Raw genomic sequence first — 16,600 nt, 5'->3', positions numbered from 1 at the left:
ACAGGCACCCGGACACCATCACCACCGCTGTTGCGTCGCTCTCCTTGACCGGCCGCGACACGCGAAACGATCCGCGCGGGTCTGGGGAAGGCAACGGCCGAAGGCCGAGACAGTTGGCGGTTGGCAGTTGCCGCTGGGCTCCTGGGCCTCCTGAGCCCCTTCGGGGCCCGCCTACCACCCCGGACCCCACCTCCCCCGCCGAGTGACCGGAGGCAATCTCACCCCCGGCCCGCACAGACCCCTACGTGACAGTCTCGCTCTCCGCTACTTCCCTTTCTCGGGGCGGGGCCGGGGGACCACGCCGCCCTCTCTGTCGTCCAGGAGGGAGAGCGCGCGGCGCGGGGATCTGGCGTGCCTGCGCATTCCGGCGAAGGGGCACTCCTGGCGTTCCAGGTCGATGCCGAAGTCCTGGGAGGAGGTGAGCTGGTCCAGTTCCTCCCAGGTCACCGGGGTGGCCACTGGGGCGCCGGGTCTGGCTCGGACCGAGTAGGGCGCGACGGCGAGTTGGGTGGGGCCGTTGCGCAGGTAGTCCACGAACATTCGGCCGTGACGGGCGGCCTTGCGCACGCGGGTGGTCCACTCGTCGGGGGCGCGGGCGGCCACTCGGTCGGCGACGGCCTTGGCGAGCCTTCGCACGTCCTGGTCGTCCACCTCCGGTCGGAGCGGCGAGTGGATGTGCAGGCCGCGGGAGCCGGTGGTCATCACGTACGCGGCCAGGCCGAGCTCGCCCAGGACCTCGCGTACGTTCCAGGCCGCGTCACGGCAGGACTCGAAGGAGTCCTCCCCCGAGTCCACCGGGTCGAGGTCCAGCACCATCCGGTCCGGCAGCCCCAGGCGCGGGGTGCGCGAGGACCAGGTGTGCAGGGTGATGGCGTCCTGGTCGGCGCACCACACCAGGGCGGCCGCCTCCTGGCACTCCATCATCCGTCCCGAGGAGGTCCACACCGTGCGGATCCACTTGGGGTGCGAGGGGTGCTGGACCAGGAACCCCGGGGAGCCGATGCCCTCCACGTAACGCTCCAGCGCCACCGGACGCCCCCGGACCAGCGGCAGCATCAGAGGCGCGATCCTCGCGTAGTAGTCGGCCAGATCGGCCTTGGTCGCCCCGCCGGACCCGAAGAGAGGCTTGTCGGCGTGCCTGACCTCCACCTTGCGCCGCCCCGCCCGCACCGTCGTCCGCATCAACCGAACCTCCTCCGGTCTGGGTCTTCGTGCGCCGGATCTACCCGGACGCATGCCCTGAAAACCACACCTAACGTTTCATATAGTGCAAACCACCTGCTGTGATGCCCGGTGAACGGTTCCGGCGCCAGGAGCGTCGAAAGGAGTAGCCAGAACCCCTGCCCCAAGGAGTCCCATGCCCGAGCGCTACGACATCAGCCACAGCCGTGCGGGCCGGGACGTCATCGCCAAGCAGTTCAACCAGTACTTGGGACCTCCGCCAGCGCCGCTGAACTCCCTGCCCGCCCCGCCCGCCGGCTTCACCGGCCGCAAGAGGGAAATCGACGAGCTCCTGGCCCTTCTCGATCCCTCCGCTCCGAAAGCCTCCGGCGGGGTCATGGTCTCGGTCGTCTCCGGCATGGGCGGCGTGGGCAAGAGCGCCCTGGCCGTGAGCGCCGCGAACACCGCCCTGGAACGCGGCTGGTTCTCCGGTGCCCTCTTCGTCAACCTGCGCGGTTACGATCCCGAGCCGCTCTCCCCCGAACAGGCGCTGTCGTCGTTGCTGCACTCCCTCGGGAAGCGCGACAGAGATGTGGTGGACGCTGGGTCTGTCTACCGTCAAGAACTCACCCGTGCCGCTTCAGAACTCGGCGGCCCGATACTCGTATTGACCGACAACGCCGGTTCAGCGGCCCAACTGGAACCACTCCTTCCCGGTCCGGGTGGGCACCGCGTCCTGGTGACCTCGCGCTCGGGCCTGTCCGCTCTATCAGCCCGGCGTCTTGAGCTCCGACCGCTCAGCGAGGCGAAGTCGTTAGAGGTGCTGGCCTCACTGCTGAACGAACTGGACGACGGCTCGCCCTTGGAACACGAGCCAGAGGCGGCACGGTCGATCGCCCGAGCCTGCGCAGGCCTACCACTGGCTCTCAGCACCTGTGCGGCGCTGATCCGCTCTGTGCCCTTCCCAGACCTCGACCTGACCGGGATCGCAGCGTCGCTCAGCTCTGCGCGGCGTCTGGAGACCCTCGACGACGGGCACCGGTCAATCAACCGGATGCTCGATCTCACGGTCGCGCGACTCGGACCCGAACAGGTACGGTTGCTCACCCTGATGAACGTTGCCCCCGTCGAGAGTGTCTGTCTCGGGGCGGCGGCAGCGCTGGCCGATCTCACCGAGGACAAGGTCCGGTCACTAGCCACCGAATTGGCTGATGCCCAACTCCTCCAGCGATCCTTGAAGGAGCGTTGGTCCCTTCACACGCTGACCTCTGACTACGTTCGGCTCAGGGTTGCCCAGCCCCCGGTAGAGGAAGTCCTCGCCGCGTTGATCAGGCTCATGGAGTACTACGCGGACACTGCCCGCGAGCGCGCTCCGGTGGATGAGGACCGCCACTCACGGGATCTACGGTCCCGAACCGGTTCCTGGTTCTTCGAAGAGGTCGACAACCTTGCCGAAATGGTGCGCTTGGCAGATGCTCTCGGACGCACCGACATCGCGATAGACCTGCCTCTCGAACTAGGCGAGGCCCTCTTCCCTCACTGTGGCATCAGGCCGGGCGAGGCCATGCTCTCTATCGCCCGGGACAACGCCAGCAGAACGAGTGACCGGCGTGGTGAAGCTCAGGCTTCACTGCTTCTCGGTTCCCATCCCGCAGCCTGGCTAGAAGCCGATAGTGCCGAAGTGAACCTCCGGCACGCGCTGAGGCTCTTCAAAAAGGACAAGGACAGGTTCGGCCAGGCCATCGTGTGGGCGGACCTTGCCCAGCTCTTCACCAGGACCGGTGAGCAGCGAAAGATCATTCCTGCCTTCAAGAGGGCACTGGCTCTCGTTGAGGGAACGGGATCGCCCCTGGCCGAGGACATCAGCTCACTTCTCGCGGAGCACCGGCGGCGATGAGCGAAGAGCCAACGCCCGACCGGAGTCTCCTCCGGTCGGGCGTTGGCTTGGATACGCGAAGCGCTCGTACTACTTGCGCTTGTTGATCTCCTCGGTCAGCTGCGGGGCGACCGTGTGCAGGTCACCCACGACGCCGAAGTCGGCGAGCTCGAAGATCGGCGCCTCGGGGTCCTTGTTGACCGCGACGATGTTCTTCGAGGTCTGCATACCCGCCCGGTGCTGGATCGCGCCGGAGATGCCCAGGGCGATGTACAGGTTCGGGCTGACCGTCTTACCGGTCTGGCCGACCTGGAACTGGTTCGGGTACCAGCCGGAGTCGACGACGGCGCGCGAGGCACCGACGGCGGCGCCGAGGGAGTCGGCCAGGTTCTCGACGACGGCGAAGTCGTCGGAGCCCACGCCGCGGCCACCGGAGACCACGATGGCGGCCTCGGTGAGCTCGGGGCGCTCGCCCTTCTCCTGGACGACGCGCTCGACGACCTTGGCGGTCTTGGCGGCGTCGGAGATCTCGACCGAGACGGCCTCCTCGGCGGCGGCGCCGGCGGCGGCCTCCGGGACGACGGAGTTCGGGCGAACCGCGATGACCGGCACACCGGTGCGCACGCGGGCGTGGGTGACGGTGGCGCCACCGAAGATGCTGTGCTCGGTGACGAGCTCGGCGTTGACGTCGACGACGTCGGTGAGCACACCGGAGCCCAGCTTCACGGCGGTGCGGCCGGCGATCTCCTTGTTCTCGGCGGTGGCCGAGACGAGGATGGCGGCGGCGCCCTTGTCCTGGGCGAGCTTGGTGAGCAGCTCGGCCTTGGGGGCAACGACGTAGTCGTTCACCTCGGCCGGAGCCACGTAGACCTTCTCGGCGCCGAACTCGGCCAGCGCGGCCTTGCCCGACTCCACACCTTCGCCGACCCACACCGCGGCGGGCTCGCCGATGCGGCGCGCAGCGGTCAGCAGCTCGGTGGTGACCTTCTTGACCTGTCCGTCGACGTGGTCGACGAGGACGAGGACCTCAGCCATAATCCTTGAACCTTCCTGAGTCTCTCGCCTGACCTACACGAACTTCTTCTCGGCGAGGAAGTCGGCGGCCTTGGTGCCGCCGTCGCCCTCGTCCTTGACGATCGTGCCCGCGGCGCGCGGCGGCGCGGCGGCGAAGTCGACGGTCTCGGTGGTGGCGTTGGCCAGACCGACCTTGCCGGTGTCGATGCCCGCGTCGGCCGCGGACTTCTTGTCGACCGGCTTCTTCTTCGCCTGCATGATCAGCTTGAAGGACGGGTAGCGCGGCTCGTTGATCTTTTCCACGACGGAGACGACCGCCGGGAGCTGAGCCTCGACCACGTCGTAACCGTAGTCGGTCTGACGCTGGATCTTGATGGCGCTGCCGTCGACGTCGACCTTGCCGGCCAGCGTGAGCTGGGGCAGGCCGAGGTACTCGGCGAGCGCGGCACCCATGACACCGGTGCGGGCGTCGGTGGACTCCGAGCCGAGGACGACCAGGTCGAACTCGAGCGTGCCCAGGGCCTGCGCGAGCGCGTAGGCGGACTGGACGGCGTCGGAGCCGTGCAGCGCGTCGTCGTTGACGAAGACGGCCTTGTCGGCACCCATGGACAGGGCCTTGCGGATCGAGTCCGTGGCCTGGTCCGGGCCCATCGTCAGGATGGTGACCTCGCCGCCGTGCTTCTCCTTGAGAAGGAGCGCCTCTTCGATGGCGTACTCGCAGAGCTCGTTGATGACGCCGTCGGACGCTGCGCGGTCCAGCGTCTTGTCATCGGCGTTGAGCTTCCGTTCGGTCGCCGTGTCCGGGACCTGCTTGACCAAAACGACAATATTCATGGCCGGTGGCCGACCTCCCTGCACTCCCATAGCCGCCGTCAGGCGGGTGGGCGCTGGCGCGCCCCGTTACTGCCAACAATGCCGAATGCCGTTCGGCCATCCGACGGCGGGTCCGGTGTACACGTCTACAGCCGCCCCGCTCATGTGCTCATAACACTTATGTTACTCACAAGTAGCTTGAAGGCCAACCCGCGCCCCCACATTCAACTTAGGAAACCCTAACCAAAACGTGCTCGGCGGCCGTCGCCGGGCCGCCGCTACGGCGACAACCAGGTACTACCAGCCGTCGACCGGCCGGGGCGCGGTGCCCCCGCCTCCCACTTTAGTGACAGGACACACGCCGTTCGCTGGCGCACCGCCCCCAAACGCCGGACGCTCCCCCTCCCGGCGGGAGAAGGAGCGTCCGCGCAGCTCGCGCCCGGTGGCCGAGTCCCTGCCTAGTTGTTGAGCCAGTCCGACGGGCCGCCGGGCCCGCCCGTGGTCCAGATCGGCGCCGAGGTGAGACCCGTCGACAGGATCAGCATCATGAACAGGATGACGGCGATCACCACGCCCGCGTACACGTACAGGTTGGTGAACTTGATCCGCTCCACCATCCAGACCGCCTGGTGACGAGCCTCACGCCCGCTGGGCATGATGTAGCTCAGCAGGATCATCACGAACACCGCGAAGGCAGCCGTGTAGTTGGCGCCCTCCCCCGGCGCGTCCACGATCGTCGCGTAGACCATCCCGATGAGGATGCCGCCCAGCAGGTAGATCAGTCCGAACCCGACCGTGCGCAGCGCCATCCGGCCGAAGGCCCAGGGGAAGCTGAGCACCACCACCATGTTGTCGGAGCTCTTCGGGCCCCGCGTCTGGAGGCGTCGCGCGTGCTCGGACTTGACCACGTCCAGCGCGCTCAGACCGGCGATGACGACGATGCCGAGGAAGATACCGATCCACGGGAACCACAGGGCCACACCGGCCAGGGCGAGCATGATCGGGATGAGCACCAGCGGGTGCATCCGCCAGTACTCGTCGTAGTACTCGTCGTCCTCGTACTCGTCGTACTCGCCGCCGTGGCCGTCGCCGCGGAAGTAGTCGCCGAACTTGTCGGTACTACCGCGCCTGAAGCGTCCGAGCAGGCCGCCGCGCTCCTGGTAGTCGTCCTCGTCGAACTCCTGCGTGTTGTTCGACCGGTTGTCCCGGCCGACCGGGGTCAGGATGTCCTGGAAGGCGTTCGGGTCCAGCGGGGAGTTGAAGAACTGGGTGTGCGCGGGGCCCTCCGGCTCACCCTGGTCGCGCTGGTGGCGTCCGGTCTCGGCGGGTCCCATCATCATGGTCCCGGCCGGGTCCTGCCGGGCCAGGTCGCCCGGGTTGATCCGCTGGGTACCCCGCACGTCGTCCTGGACGGGCTGGATCCGCTGAGTGCCCTGGGGGTCGTCGAGGTCGCTCGGGGAGCCGGGGGTGATCCGCTCGGTCCCGGCCATGTTGGACAGGTCGTCGGTGGCCTCGTCGTCGTGGCCCCAGCCGGTGGCGCGCCCGCCGCTCAGGTCATCGGTGGCCTCGTCGTCCTGCCCCCAGCCGGTGGCCCGGCGACCCCCGCCGGTGACGTTCGCGCCGCCCGAGGGCTGGCCGTATCCGGTGGAACGCGCTCCGCTGAGGTCGTCCGTGGCGTCCTCGTCGGCGGATCCCCAGCCGGTGGCGCGCCCGCCGCTCAGGTCATCGGTGGCCTCGTCGTCGACCGAACCCCAGCCACCGGACCGGGCGTGGCTGGTGTGCCCCCCGGACTGGGCGTGGCTGGTCTGGGGAGCCGAGGGGCTGCCCCAGGCGCTCGAGGTGTTGGGGACACCGCCACGCGTGTGCGCGGGACCCCAGCCTTCGGAGGCCCTGCCCGCGAGGTAGCCCCCCGCACCGCCGAGCACGGCGCCCGCGGCACCCGCCGCGGCGGCTCCGCCCCGACCGGGGCCGCCGCCGCGGCCGCCCGAGGCGGCGGGGCTCTGAGTCGGAGCGGGGGCCTGCATGGTGTGCTTGCCGGTCTCCCCGGTGGACGGCGGCGTGCCGGGGGTCTCGGTCCAGGGCAGGTCGAGGTTGAGGCGTCCGGTCTCGACCACCAGCTCCGCGGCGCTCGGACGGGCCGACATGTCCCGGGAGACGGCGCGGTTGACGAGCGGGCGCAGGGCCTCGTGCATCCCGTCCATGTCGATCTCGCCGTTGAGGATCCGGAAGAAGATGACCTCGAACGAACCGGCCCCGTAGGGCGGGCGCCCGGTCGAGGCGAAGGCGACGGTGCCGCCCCAGGCGTGCACGTCGGTGGCCGGGCCCAGGTCCGTGCCCTCGATGACCTCCGGGGACAGGTAGCTGGGCGTGCCGACGAACGTGCCGGTCTGGGTCAGCTTGGCGCCGTCCACGGCGTGCGCGATGCCGAAGTCGATGACGATCGGCTCGCCGTTGGAGATGATCACGTTGCCGGGCTTGAGGTCGCGGTGGATCACCTCTACCGCGTGGATGTCCTTGATCGCTCGGGCCATACCGGTGACGAAGCGGGTCAGAGCGCGGCCGCGCAGGGGTCCGTGGTCGGTGACGGTGGCGTCCAGGGTGGGCCCGGGGATGTACTCGGTGACCACCCAGGGCAGCTCGGCCTGGGTGTCCGCGTCGATGACCTCGGCCACGTTGGGGCTCTGCACACGGCGCATCGTCTCGACCTCGCGGGCGAGCCGGGCGCGTGCGATGTGGTCTCCGGCGACCTCGGGCTTGAGGACCTTCACCGCGACGAACTGTTCGGTCCGGGGGTCCTCGGCCTGGTACACCACGCCCATCCCGCCGGCACCGATGCGACGACGGATCACGTAGTGGCCGATGCGCTCCGGCAGCTCTTCACCCGTGGGGAAACCTGCCGACATTGCCATCGAGAACTCATCCCCTCAAAAGACCACATACCACCACGTCCAGCTTATCGGCCGGGGGATGGGTCAACATTGGCTTGTGTGGCCCCTCCGAGGGGCCCGTGTGGTCTGTTCGGTCCCGCCGGAGAGAGTGGGCGCGACGCACGCCACCGGGGGCTCCGAGCGAACCGTCCGTTCTCGGACGACCAGTGTCGAGTATGACGGAAAAACCGCGCGAGCGGTTCCCCGCTCCTCGTCCTGGCTGGCCGGTTCCGGACGTCTTCCCAGTGTCCCGTATCACCACTTAACGCGACAAAAAGTCAAAGCGATAACAAAGGACAGCAAACCGCAACGGAAGAACGAGGCGGGGCGCCGGGGCGAACGTCCCGACACTACCCGCCTCGAACTGCGTGAACGGCCGTCACGAGCCTCCTCGGGGACGCTGTGGGCCGACCGGCCTCAGCGGCCGTTGAAGGTGGCCTTGCCCGGCCCCTGCTCCACGAAGCTGCGCATCCCGGCCTTCTGGTCCTCGGTCGAGAACAGCCCGGAGAAGTGCAGGCGCTCGATCTCCAGACCGGTGTCCAGGTCGGTCTCCATCCCGCGGTCGATGGCCTCCTTGGCGGCGGCCAGCGCCACGGCCGGGCCGTCGACGTACTTGGCGACCAGGGCGACGGCGGCCGAGTAGACCTCCTCGTCGGCCACGACCTCGTCCACGAGGCCGATCTGCCTGGCCTCCTCCGAACGCACGTGCCGACCGCTGAACACCAGGTCCTTGGCCTTGGCCGGGCCCACCAGGCGCGGCAGGCGCTGGGTACCGCCCGCGCCCGGGATGACGCCCAGCTGGATCTCGGGCTGGCCGAGCTTGGCCTTGGTGCCCGCGACCCGGAAGTCCGCGCACAGCGCCAGCTCGCAGCCGCCGCCCAGCGCGTAGCCGCTGATCGCCGCGACCACCGGCTTGGGGATGCGGGCGACCGCCGTCAGGGCGTTCTGCAGCGACCGCGAGTACTCCAGCATCCGCGCGTGGGTGAGGTCGGCCATCTCCTTGATGTCGGCCCCGGCCACGAACGCCCGCTCACCGCCGTAGAGCACCACCGCGCGCACGGCAGGGTCGGCGGACACGGCCGCGGCCGCCTCCGCGATCTCCTGGGTGACCTGGCCGTTCAGCGCGTTCAGCGCCTTGGGCCGGTCGATCCGGATGACGGCCACACCGGGGTTCTCCGGGTCGGCCTCGACGCGCACGAACTCGCCCACGTTGCACACCTTCTTCACTTCGACGTCAGTGTCAGTTGCTTACCTATCACCCGGGTCAGCCGAACAGCAGCACCAGGGTCCCCAGCCGCGCGGACAGCGCGTAGGCGCCGACCAGCAGCAGGGCGGTGCCCGCGAGCAGCAGGGTGTCGGCCCCGCGCCAGTGGCTGTACCGGGCGTGGGTACGCTTCCCGGTGCCGAAGGCGCGCGCGTCCATCGCCGTGGCCAGCAGGGTTCCGGTGCGGATGGAGCGCACCAGCAGCGCGAACAGCCGCCCGAAGAACAGCGAGACGATCCGGAACGGGTTGCGTCCGGCCTCCAGCCCGCGGGCCCGGCGGGCGAGCGTGATGGTCCGCCACTGGTCGGCGAGCAGCGGAATGAGCCGCAGCGCCGCGAGGACGCCCATGGCGGGGCGTTCGGGCACCCTGAGCCGCTGCACGAGCCCGTCGGACACCTCCGTGGGGTCGCTGCTGACCGCCGCGAGCAGCCCGGGCAGGGCGATGGCCAGCAGGCGCACCGCGGCGCCCACCGCACCCTCCAGCCCGTGCTCGCCGTACAGGTAGTTGACCGCTCCGCTGCTGAGCCCCATCAGCAGGAAGGGCCCGCCCAGCACGAGCAGGGTGCGCCGGTCCACGCCGCTGAACGGTACGGTCAGCAGCACCACGAAGAGCACCACGCCGCCCGTGACGGCGTCCACCGCCGGGATCAGCCCGATCCCGATCGCCAGCGCGGCCAGCAGCTTGGCCGCCGGGTTCAGACCGGTCAGCCAGTAGCGGGCTCCCCCGTCCTCGGGCACGTCCAGGGTGAGCGTGTCCCCGCTCGTCCCGCGAGTGTCGTGTGCCGCCCTCACGCCTTCCCCTCTCGTACCGCGTCGGAGGCGGCCCGCTTGCCCGAACCCTGGTCGTACTGGACCGCCCGCCCGTCCGCCACCCGCACGCGTACGTCCGTCAGATGGCGCAGGAGCAGTTGGTCGTGGGTGGCCATGACCACGGCACGGCCCTCGGCCCGCAGCGCGCCCAGCAGCTCCACCAGCTCCGTCCAGGTGCGGGTGTCCTGACCGAAGGTCGGCTCGTCCAGGACCAGCACGTCCGGGGCGTGCGAGGGGCCCGAACTCAGCGCGGTGGCCACGGACAGGCGCCGCTTCTCCCCGCCGGAGAGCGTGTAGGGGTGCACGTCGGCCAGCCGGGTCAGCCGCAGCCGCTCCATCAGCTCGCCCACCCAGGCGTCGGTCGCGTGCTCGCCCATCCCCGCGCGCAACGGCGCGAAGCGGAGTTCGTCGCGCACGGTGGGGGTGACGAACTGGTCCTCCGCGTGCTGGAAGACCGTGCCCACGTGCCGGGCCAGGCGGCGGGCGGGCCAGCGCACGAGCGGTCTCCGGTCCGCCTGGGCCAGCGGTCCGCGCGGCAGCACCCGGCCCCGGTACGGCTTGCCCAGCCCGGCCAGCATGGTGAGCAGTGTGGACTTGCCCGCGCCGTTGGGGCCGGTCAGGGCGGTGGCCGTCCCGGCGGCCGGCGCCACGTTCACGTCCTCGAGGACCACCCTGCGGGGCGCGGCCCGCACGCCCACCTGGAAGGGGGTGCGCGCGCTGACGTCCACGGCCTCCACCAGGGGCGCCCCGCCGGGGGCGGGCGGGAGCCCGGGTTCGGGTTCGTTCCCGGGGATCCACACGCCCTGGGCGGCCAGCGAACGGCCGTGCTCGGCGAACACCGCTCCCGGGGTGCCGTCGGCGATCACGCCGCCGCCGGGCTCGACCACCACGACCCGGTCCACCAGCTCCACGACCTCGGCGACCCGGTGCTCGACCAGTACCAGCGTCGCCTCGGTCTCGGCGAGCAGCCGGGCGAGCAGCGCGCGGACCAGCTCGGCCCCGGCCGGGTCGAGGTTGGCGGTGGGCTCGTCCAGCAGCAGCAGGCGCGGTCGCATGGCCAGCGCCCCCGCGATGACCAGGCGCTGCTTCTCGCCGCCGGACAGGGCCCCGGTGGAGTGCCGGAGCCCGTAGGGGAAACCGACCTCGTCCAGGGACGCCTCGACCCGCGGCCAGATCAGCTCCGGGTCCACGCCCAGGTTCTCCAGGCCGAAGGCGACGTCGTCCCCGGCCCGGGCCATCACGAGCTGGGTCTCGGGGTCCTGGCTGACCAGCCCGACCCCGCCCCGGCTCCGGTTCGCGGGCTCACCGTCCACCAGCAGCGAGCCCTCGTGGTCGCCGCTGATGGCGGCGTCCTCACCGGTGAGCCCGGCCAGGGAATGCAGCAGGGTGGACTTGCCCGCGCCCGAGGCGCCGAGCAGCAGCACCCGTTCCCCGGGTTCGAGGGTCAGGTCCACCCCGCGCAGGGCGTGGGTGTCGCGGCCGGAGTGCTTCCAGCCCCAGCCGGACAGCTCCACCCGTGCTCCGCTCCCCGGGCTCGCGCTGCTCCCGCCGCGCGCGTTCGGTGCGGCCACGGGTCAGCCCTTGGCCGACGGGAAGGGGGCCAGCGCACCGGACTTGGCCAGCGCGGTGGTGAGCAGGCGCGCGCCCACACCCGCGATGAGCGCGGCGCTGATCACCACGATCACCCCGTAGGTCAGCTGGTAGTGCAGCGGCCAGGTGACGTTGTAGACGATGTTGTCGCGCAGGGCCGGGGACAGACCGGCGACAGCGGCCGCGAGTACGGCCACGCCCATGTTCCAGCGCTTGTAGGCGAAGGCGAGGAAGACCAGCTCGGGCAGGATGCCCTGGAGGGCACCGTCCAGGATGACCTGCATGCCCCACTGGGTGCCCAGGACCGCGGAGACCGAGGCGGCCGCGATCGAGGTGAGCAGGGCGGCCCCGGGCTTGCGGATGACGAGGCCGCCGAGCACGCCGGAGATCAGCCACATGCCGTAGACGACGGCCTGCCCGGGCGGGAAGGCGACGAACAGCGGCGTGGTGACCGACCAGACGATGTTCCACAGCCAGAAGACGACGCCCACGGCGACGCCGATCACGGCGGCCACGACGATGTCGACGGTGCGCCAGCTCCGCAGTCCGGCCTGGACGCCCTGGACGAACCCGATCCGCTCGGGGCCGGTCTCGCGACCGCTTTCGGTACTCATGCTGGTCAAGTCCCTTCGTCGGAGGTGACGAGGGCCCATGTGGCCAAGAGCGCCACCTGTGCGCACGGGGACGCGCGCACGGTGACGGTTTCCTACGACTTCCTTCGCTGGCATGACCCAGATCAGGTGTGTAAGGGTCTGCGGCCGGGTGCCGCACTCTCAGCGCTCACGCGCTCCCCTGTCGGAATGACTCCATTATGAGGCAACGAGGAGGGCTGTGGGGTGTTTCCAACCCACAGCCCTCCTTGTCCTTACTTGGAGGTTCCGCCCAGTGACCTGCGCGCGGTCGTCACCGGGTCAGCAGCTCAGGTTCGATCCCGTGGTGGTGCCGAGGATCTGGGTGAACTGCGTGAACGTGTCGACGCGGCTCTGCACCTGACCGGGATTGCCGCCGTTGCACTCGATCGAGCCGTTGATGGAGCGGATCGTCTCGCCGAAGCCGTGACCGTCGACGATGGCGGTGTGCCCCGACATCGTCCCGGCACCGGACTGGGTGTTCCAGAACCAGAGACCGGTTCGCCAGGCGATGGCCGAGTCCTGTTCGACCAGGTAGGGGTTGTTCAGCAGGTCGACGCCGAGGGCGTCACCTGCGGCCTTGTAGTTGTAGTTCCAGCTCAGCTGGATCGGGCCCTTGCCGTAGTAGGCGTCCTGACCGGCCGGGCAGCCGAAGGGCTGGCTCCAGTCGCAGTAGTGCGGGTAGTTGTCCTCGTTGATCTCCCTGATGTACACCAGACCGCCGGTCTCGTGGCTGACGTTGGCCAGGAACGCGGCGGCCTCACGGCGCTGCACCTCGACGCTCCCGGTATTGGTGAAGCCCGGGTAGGAGCTCAGGGCGTCGACGAGTCCGCCGTAGGTGCAGAAGGGGTTCCGGTTCGGGAACATCTGGTCGAACTGGGCCTCGCTGACGAGGAAGTCGCCCGGCCCCGGCTGCTCGCCGCCTCCGTCAGTGCCGCAGGGCCCCTGGTCGGCCCAGACGTCCGAGGTACCGGGGCGCTCGTTCTGGGTCCACCATTGGGCGGTGTAGTTGCGGCCCTCGTAGGAGGCCTGACCGCCGCCGGTGTAGACGGTGTCAGGGTTCCAGACGCCAGCGCAGGAAGCGGCCTGCGCGACGGCCGTGGGCAGGGTGACGAGCACAGCGGCGATCACGCCGATCGCGGTCAGCTGGCTCAGCAGGCGTCGGATCACGGGAACACACTCCTAGGGTGCGGCGTCGCGCTCGATCGCGCGCCGCGAGGGGGTGACGTCACCCAAGCAAGAGTGGTCTAGACCTGTCAAGGTCCCCAGACACGGGTTACTGAAAACGGTTACGGGGCGACCCGGGCTCCAGGGGCCGCCCCTGCCCCGCTTGCGGGGAACAGCCGCCTAGATCGTTGATGGGGGTTTGGTGTCCTGGTCAGTGGTCGTAGGCGATCAGGGACCGCTTGACCGGGGCACCGATCAACCAGTTGTGCCAGATCGCGGCGTTGAGCGCGCAAATCCTCTGACAGGTGCGCGCCCACAACCCTTCCGTGGTGCGGGCCGCGTGGCGCTCCAACCCCAGCTGGTTCTTCAACGTCCAGATCACCGCCTCAACGCGTTGACGCAGCCAGGACGGGAACACCTCCACCTCGGGTTCGGGCTCATCCTCGCGGATCGGGCGGATGAGTAGATAACCCAGCTCAGCCGCATCAGCCTCGATCTTGGCTCCGGCGAAGCCCTTGTCACACACGATCGGGCCCGGCCCGGGAGCGCAGGCCTGAACGTGCAGCAGGTGCAGGGCCTGAGCACGCTCGTCCAGCTCTTTGGGATGAGCCAGGCTGAACGCGCACACCGCTCCCTCGGTAGTGGTGATGAGCATGAGCTTGGCGCCCCAGTAGAAAGCGTGGTGGGAGACATCGCGTCCATATCCGGCGATCTCGCCCAGCATCGAGCGGTTGACCGTGGTGCGCGAAGCACCGCAGCGCAGCGGGGTGCCGTCCATCAACCGCAGCCGCTCCCACCAGGTAGGCACGGCCCTGGCCAACCACATCGCTGCTGTGAACAGGGCCGGTGCCAGATCACGCAGGTGGCGGTTGTACTCGGACTGGCCGGGCAGGCGGGGGAAGAGGTGGCCGATCCGGGCCGGTGCGGCGCGCAGCCAGTGGCGCTCTGAGTCATGGCGCAGCAGGACTTGCGCGATGGCCACGCACACGAGTTCTGCGTCGGTGAGCAGCCTTTTGGGGCCGCGTTTGCGGGGTTGTTCACGCGAAGGCAGGACGTGGTCGTCCAGATGGACGTAGAGTGCGGTCAGAAGGGCGTCAAGGTTGGTCGTCACACACCGATCCTTGACGCCCTTCGTCATGGGCGCAGGAGTTCCAGAAAACTCCCATCAACGATCTAGGCGTCGGAGTCGGAGTCCTCCTCCTTCTCCTTGGGCGGTGCGGCGTCCGGGTCTCCGAAGGCCTTCGGCGACCCGGCGAAGCCCTCGGCCTCCAGCCCCGCGGTGGCTCCGCGCATGGTCTCCTGCCAGATCGGGCCGGGCAGGGTGCCGCCGTAGACGATGCCGTAGTAGCGGCCGCCGATCGTCACGCCCTGCAGCGGGTTCTGCTCACCACCGCGCACGTCGCCCACCACCACGGCCGAGGCCAGGTTGGGCGTGTACCCGGCGAACCAGGCGTAGGCGGCGCCGTCGGTGGTGCCGGTCTTGCCCGCGGCCGGACGGCCCAGCCCCAGGCCGTTGGCGGTACCGCCGTCGAAGGTCTGCTGCAGCAGGTGGTTGACCCCGTCCGCTGCCTCCCGCTCGACGGTCTGCTCGCACTGGGTGCTGGCCTCGAGCTCCTCACCGCTGTCGTCGTCGGTCACCGTACGGACCGGGTGGGGCTCGCAGTACTCGCCGCGCGCGGCGAAGGTCGCGTAGGAGGCGGCCACGTTCAGCGGGGACACCTCCTGGTCACCGAGGGTGAAGGAGCTCCACACCCCCAGCTCCTCACCGTCGGCGCGGTGCACCCCGGCCTTCTCGGCCATCCTCGCGGTGGCGCACAGGCCCACGCGCTTCTGGAGCTGGGCGAAGTAGGTGTTCACCGACCCCTTGGTCGCGCTGATCATGTTGTGGCTGCCCTCGTCGCTCTCCCCGGCGTTGCGGACGTTCCACGAGGCCATCGTGCCGCCCTCGCAGTTGGCCATGCCGCTGACCGACGTGCTCTTGGGGGAGTTGAAGCTGGTGCCGTACCCCATGCCCCTCTCCAGGGCCGCGGCCAGCGTGTAGGTCTTGAAGGTGGACCCGGCCTGGAAACCGGTGGAGCCGCCGTCGGCCCGGTCCACGGACAGGTTGATGGAGGTCGTGCCGACCTGTTCGTCGTCGAACCCGTAGCGCAGGTTCTGCGCCAGGCCGCGCACCCGGCCGGAGCCGGGCTCGACCAGCGCCTGGGCCGCGAACTTCGTGGAGTCCTCGTGCGGGACCCGCTTGTCGATGGCCTCCTGGGCGGCGTCCTGGGCGGCGGCGTCGAGCGCGGTCCGCACGGTGAACCCGCCCTGGACCAGGCGCTGGTCGCGCTCGTCGAGTGTCTGGCCGAGCAGGTCCGAGCTGCGCAGCCAGCGCATGACGTAGTCGCAGTAGAACGGGTAGTCGCTCTCGGAACAGCTGCCGCCGCGCGGGGTGGCGTCGATGCCCAGGTCCTTCTCCTTGTGCTCGGCTGCCTCCTCGGCGCTGAGCATCTCGGTGGCGGCCATCCGGTCCAGCACGAGGTTGCGGCGCTCCAGCGCGTCCTCGGGGTTGTTGAGCGGGTCGTAGAACGAGGGCCCGCGCACCAGCCCGGCCAGCAGTGCGGCCTGCCCGGGGTCCAGATCGGCGGCGGAGACGGAGAAGTACCGCTTGGCCGCGACCTCGATCCCGTGCGCGCCCGCGCCGAAGTAGGACAGGTTGAGGTAGCCCTCCAGGATCTCGTCCTTGGTGAGGCGTTCCTCGATGTCGATGGCGTAGCGCAGCTCGGTGAGCTTGCGGCTCATGGTCCGGGCGCTGGCCTCCTCGACCTGTTCCTCGTTCTCGGCGGTCTCGATGAGCAGGTTCTTCACGTACTGCTGGGTGATGGTCGAACCGCCCTGCATGTCGCCCTGGGCGGTCCGGGCCGCGGCGCGCAGCACACCGCGCAGGTCCAGGCCGCTGTGTTCGTAGAAACGGTCGTCCTCGATCGCCATGAGGGCCTTGGTCGCCCACGGGCTGATCTCGTCGAGGCCCACGACCTCGCGTTCGCGTTCGGCGACCTCCGCGAAGGGCGTCCCGTCGTCGGTGGTGAGCAGGATGCGCGAGGACAGGTGCGGTACCTCGATGTCGCCGGGCAGAGCCATGAAGCTGGCCGCCGCGTCCCTGGCGACCAGTCCGGTGCTGCCCGCCCAGGGCATGACCAGGGCCGCCGACAGGAGCCCGGCCACGACCCCGAGCCCCGACAGCCGCAGAACCGTGCCGCGTGCGTCGCGTTTGCGGTCGACTTCTTCCAGCATCCCGCGGAACCAGCCCCGGAACCCCTTCGCGGAGAACCCTCCCGGGCCTCCCTGGCTCGCTTCGCTCACGTCGTCC

At 69.8% G+C, this 16,600-nt stretch carries 12 protein-coding genes and 1 riboswitch; of the genes, 1 reads left to right on the top strand and 11 read right to left on the bottom strand.

The genetic code is table 11. From position 1 onward, the window contains the following. Positions 1-264 precede the first annotated feature (264 nt). Complete coding sequence (gene ligD / locus HNR07_RS32080) at positions 265-1,182, bottom strand: non-homologous end-joining DNA ligase (protein WP_184370179.1); 918 nt, start codon at positions 1,180-1,182, stop codon at positions 265-267. 175 nt (positions 1,183-1,357) lie between these two features. Here ligD and HNR07_RS32075 point away from each other — a divergent pair, with 175 nt between their 5' ends. After that, the gene (locus HNR07_RS32075; protein WP_184370176.1) at positions 1,358-3,058 is read left to right on the top strand and encodes an NB-ARC domain-containing protein; all 1,701 of its coding nucleotides are present in this window, start codon (positions 1,358-1,360) and stop codon (positions 3,056-3,058) included. Positions 3,059-3,127: 69 nt separating this feature from the next. Here HNR07_RS32075 and HNR07_RS32070 read toward each other — a convergent pair whose 3' ends face one another. The 10 genes from HNR07_RS32070 to HNR07_RS32025 form a co-directional block, all read right to left on the bottom strand. Then, a complete protein-coding gene (locus HNR07_RS32070; RefSeq protein ID WP_184370173.1) occupies positions 3,128-4,072 on the bottom strand; it encodes an electron transfer flavoprotein subunit alpha/FixB family protein in 945 nt (314 codons plus the stop codon). A 33-nt stretch (positions 4,073-4,105) separates the two neighbouring features. Further along, a complete protein-coding gene (locus HNR07_RS32065) occupies positions 4,106-4,885 on the bottom strand; it encodes an electron transfer flavoprotein subunit beta/FixA family protein (RefSeq protein WP_184370171.1) in 780 nt (259 codons plus the stop codon). A gap of 437 nt (positions 4,886-5,322) precedes the next feature. Continuing rightward, entirely contained in the window at positions 5,323-7,773 is a 2,451-nt protein-coding gene (locus HNR07_RS32060) for a protein kinase domain-containing protein (protein ID WP_246420603.1), read from the bottom strand. 435 nt (positions 7,774-8,208) lie between these two features. Continuing rightward, on the bottom strand, positions 8,209-9,018 hold the full coding sequence (locus HNR07_RS32055) for an enoyl-CoA hydratase/isomerase family protein (RefSeq protein WP_184370168.1): 810 nt from the start codon (positions 9,016-9,018) through the stop codon (positions 8,209-8,211). Between the two features lie 37 nt (positions 9,019-9,055). Next, entirely contained in the window at positions 9,056-9,847 is a 792-nt protein-coding gene (locus HNR07_RS32050; protein WP_184370165.1) for an energy-coupling factor transporter transmembrane component T family protein, read from the bottom strand. Further along, positions 9,844-11,436: an ABC transporter ATP-binding protein gene (locus tag HNR07_RS32045; RefSeq protein ID WP_312894032.1), complete on the bottom strand. Its 1,593-nt coding sequence runs from the start codon at positions 11,434-11,436 to the stop codon at positions 9,844-9,846. The genes HNR07_RS32050 and HNR07_RS32045 overlap by 4 nt, the downstream gene beginning before the upstream one ends. Positions 11,437-11,439: 3 nt before the next feature. Beyond that, the gene (locus HNR07_RS32040; RefSeq protein WP_184370162.1) at positions 11,440-12,069 is read right to left on the bottom strand and encodes an ECF transporter S component; all 630 of its coding nucleotides are present in this window, start codon (positions 12,067-12,069) and stop codon (positions 11,440-11,442) included. Positions 12,070-12,151: 82 nt separating this feature from the next. Further along, a riboswitch (TPP riboswitch) is annotated at positions 12,152-12,259 on the bottom strand. Between the two features lie 107 nt (positions 12,260-12,366). Further along, positions 12,367-13,254 (bottom strand): glycoside hydrolase family 19 protein, encoded by an 888-nt coding sequence (locus HNR07_RS32035; protein WP_184370159.1) that lies wholly within the window; start codon positions 13,252-13,254, stop codon positions 12,367-12,369. Between the two features lie 208 nt (positions 13,255-13,462). After that, positions 13,463-14,362, bottom strand: coding sequence for a transposase (locus tag HNR07_RS32030; RefSeq protein ID WP_184370156.1), 900 nt, complete (start codon positions 14,360-14,362; stop codon positions 13,463-13,465). A gap of 62 nt (positions 14,363-14,424) precedes the next feature. Then, positions 14,425-16,524, bottom strand: a complete 2,100-nt coding sequence (locus HNR07_RS32025) for a transglycosylase domain-containing protein (RefSeq protein WP_184372999.1) — start codon at positions 16,522-16,524, stop codon at positions 14,425-14,427. Positions 16,525-16,600 lie beyond the last annotated feature (76 nt).

This window comes from Nocardiopsis metallicus (genome assembly GCF_014201115.1).
In the GTDB taxonomy this organism is placed as follows: Bacteria; Actinomycetota; Actinomycetes; order Streptosporangiales; family Streptosporangiaceae; genus Nocardiopsis; species Nocardiopsis metallicus.
The sequence above is the reverse complement of the archived record's forward strand: the minus strand, read 5'-3'. Positions and strand labels throughout refer to the sequence as shown.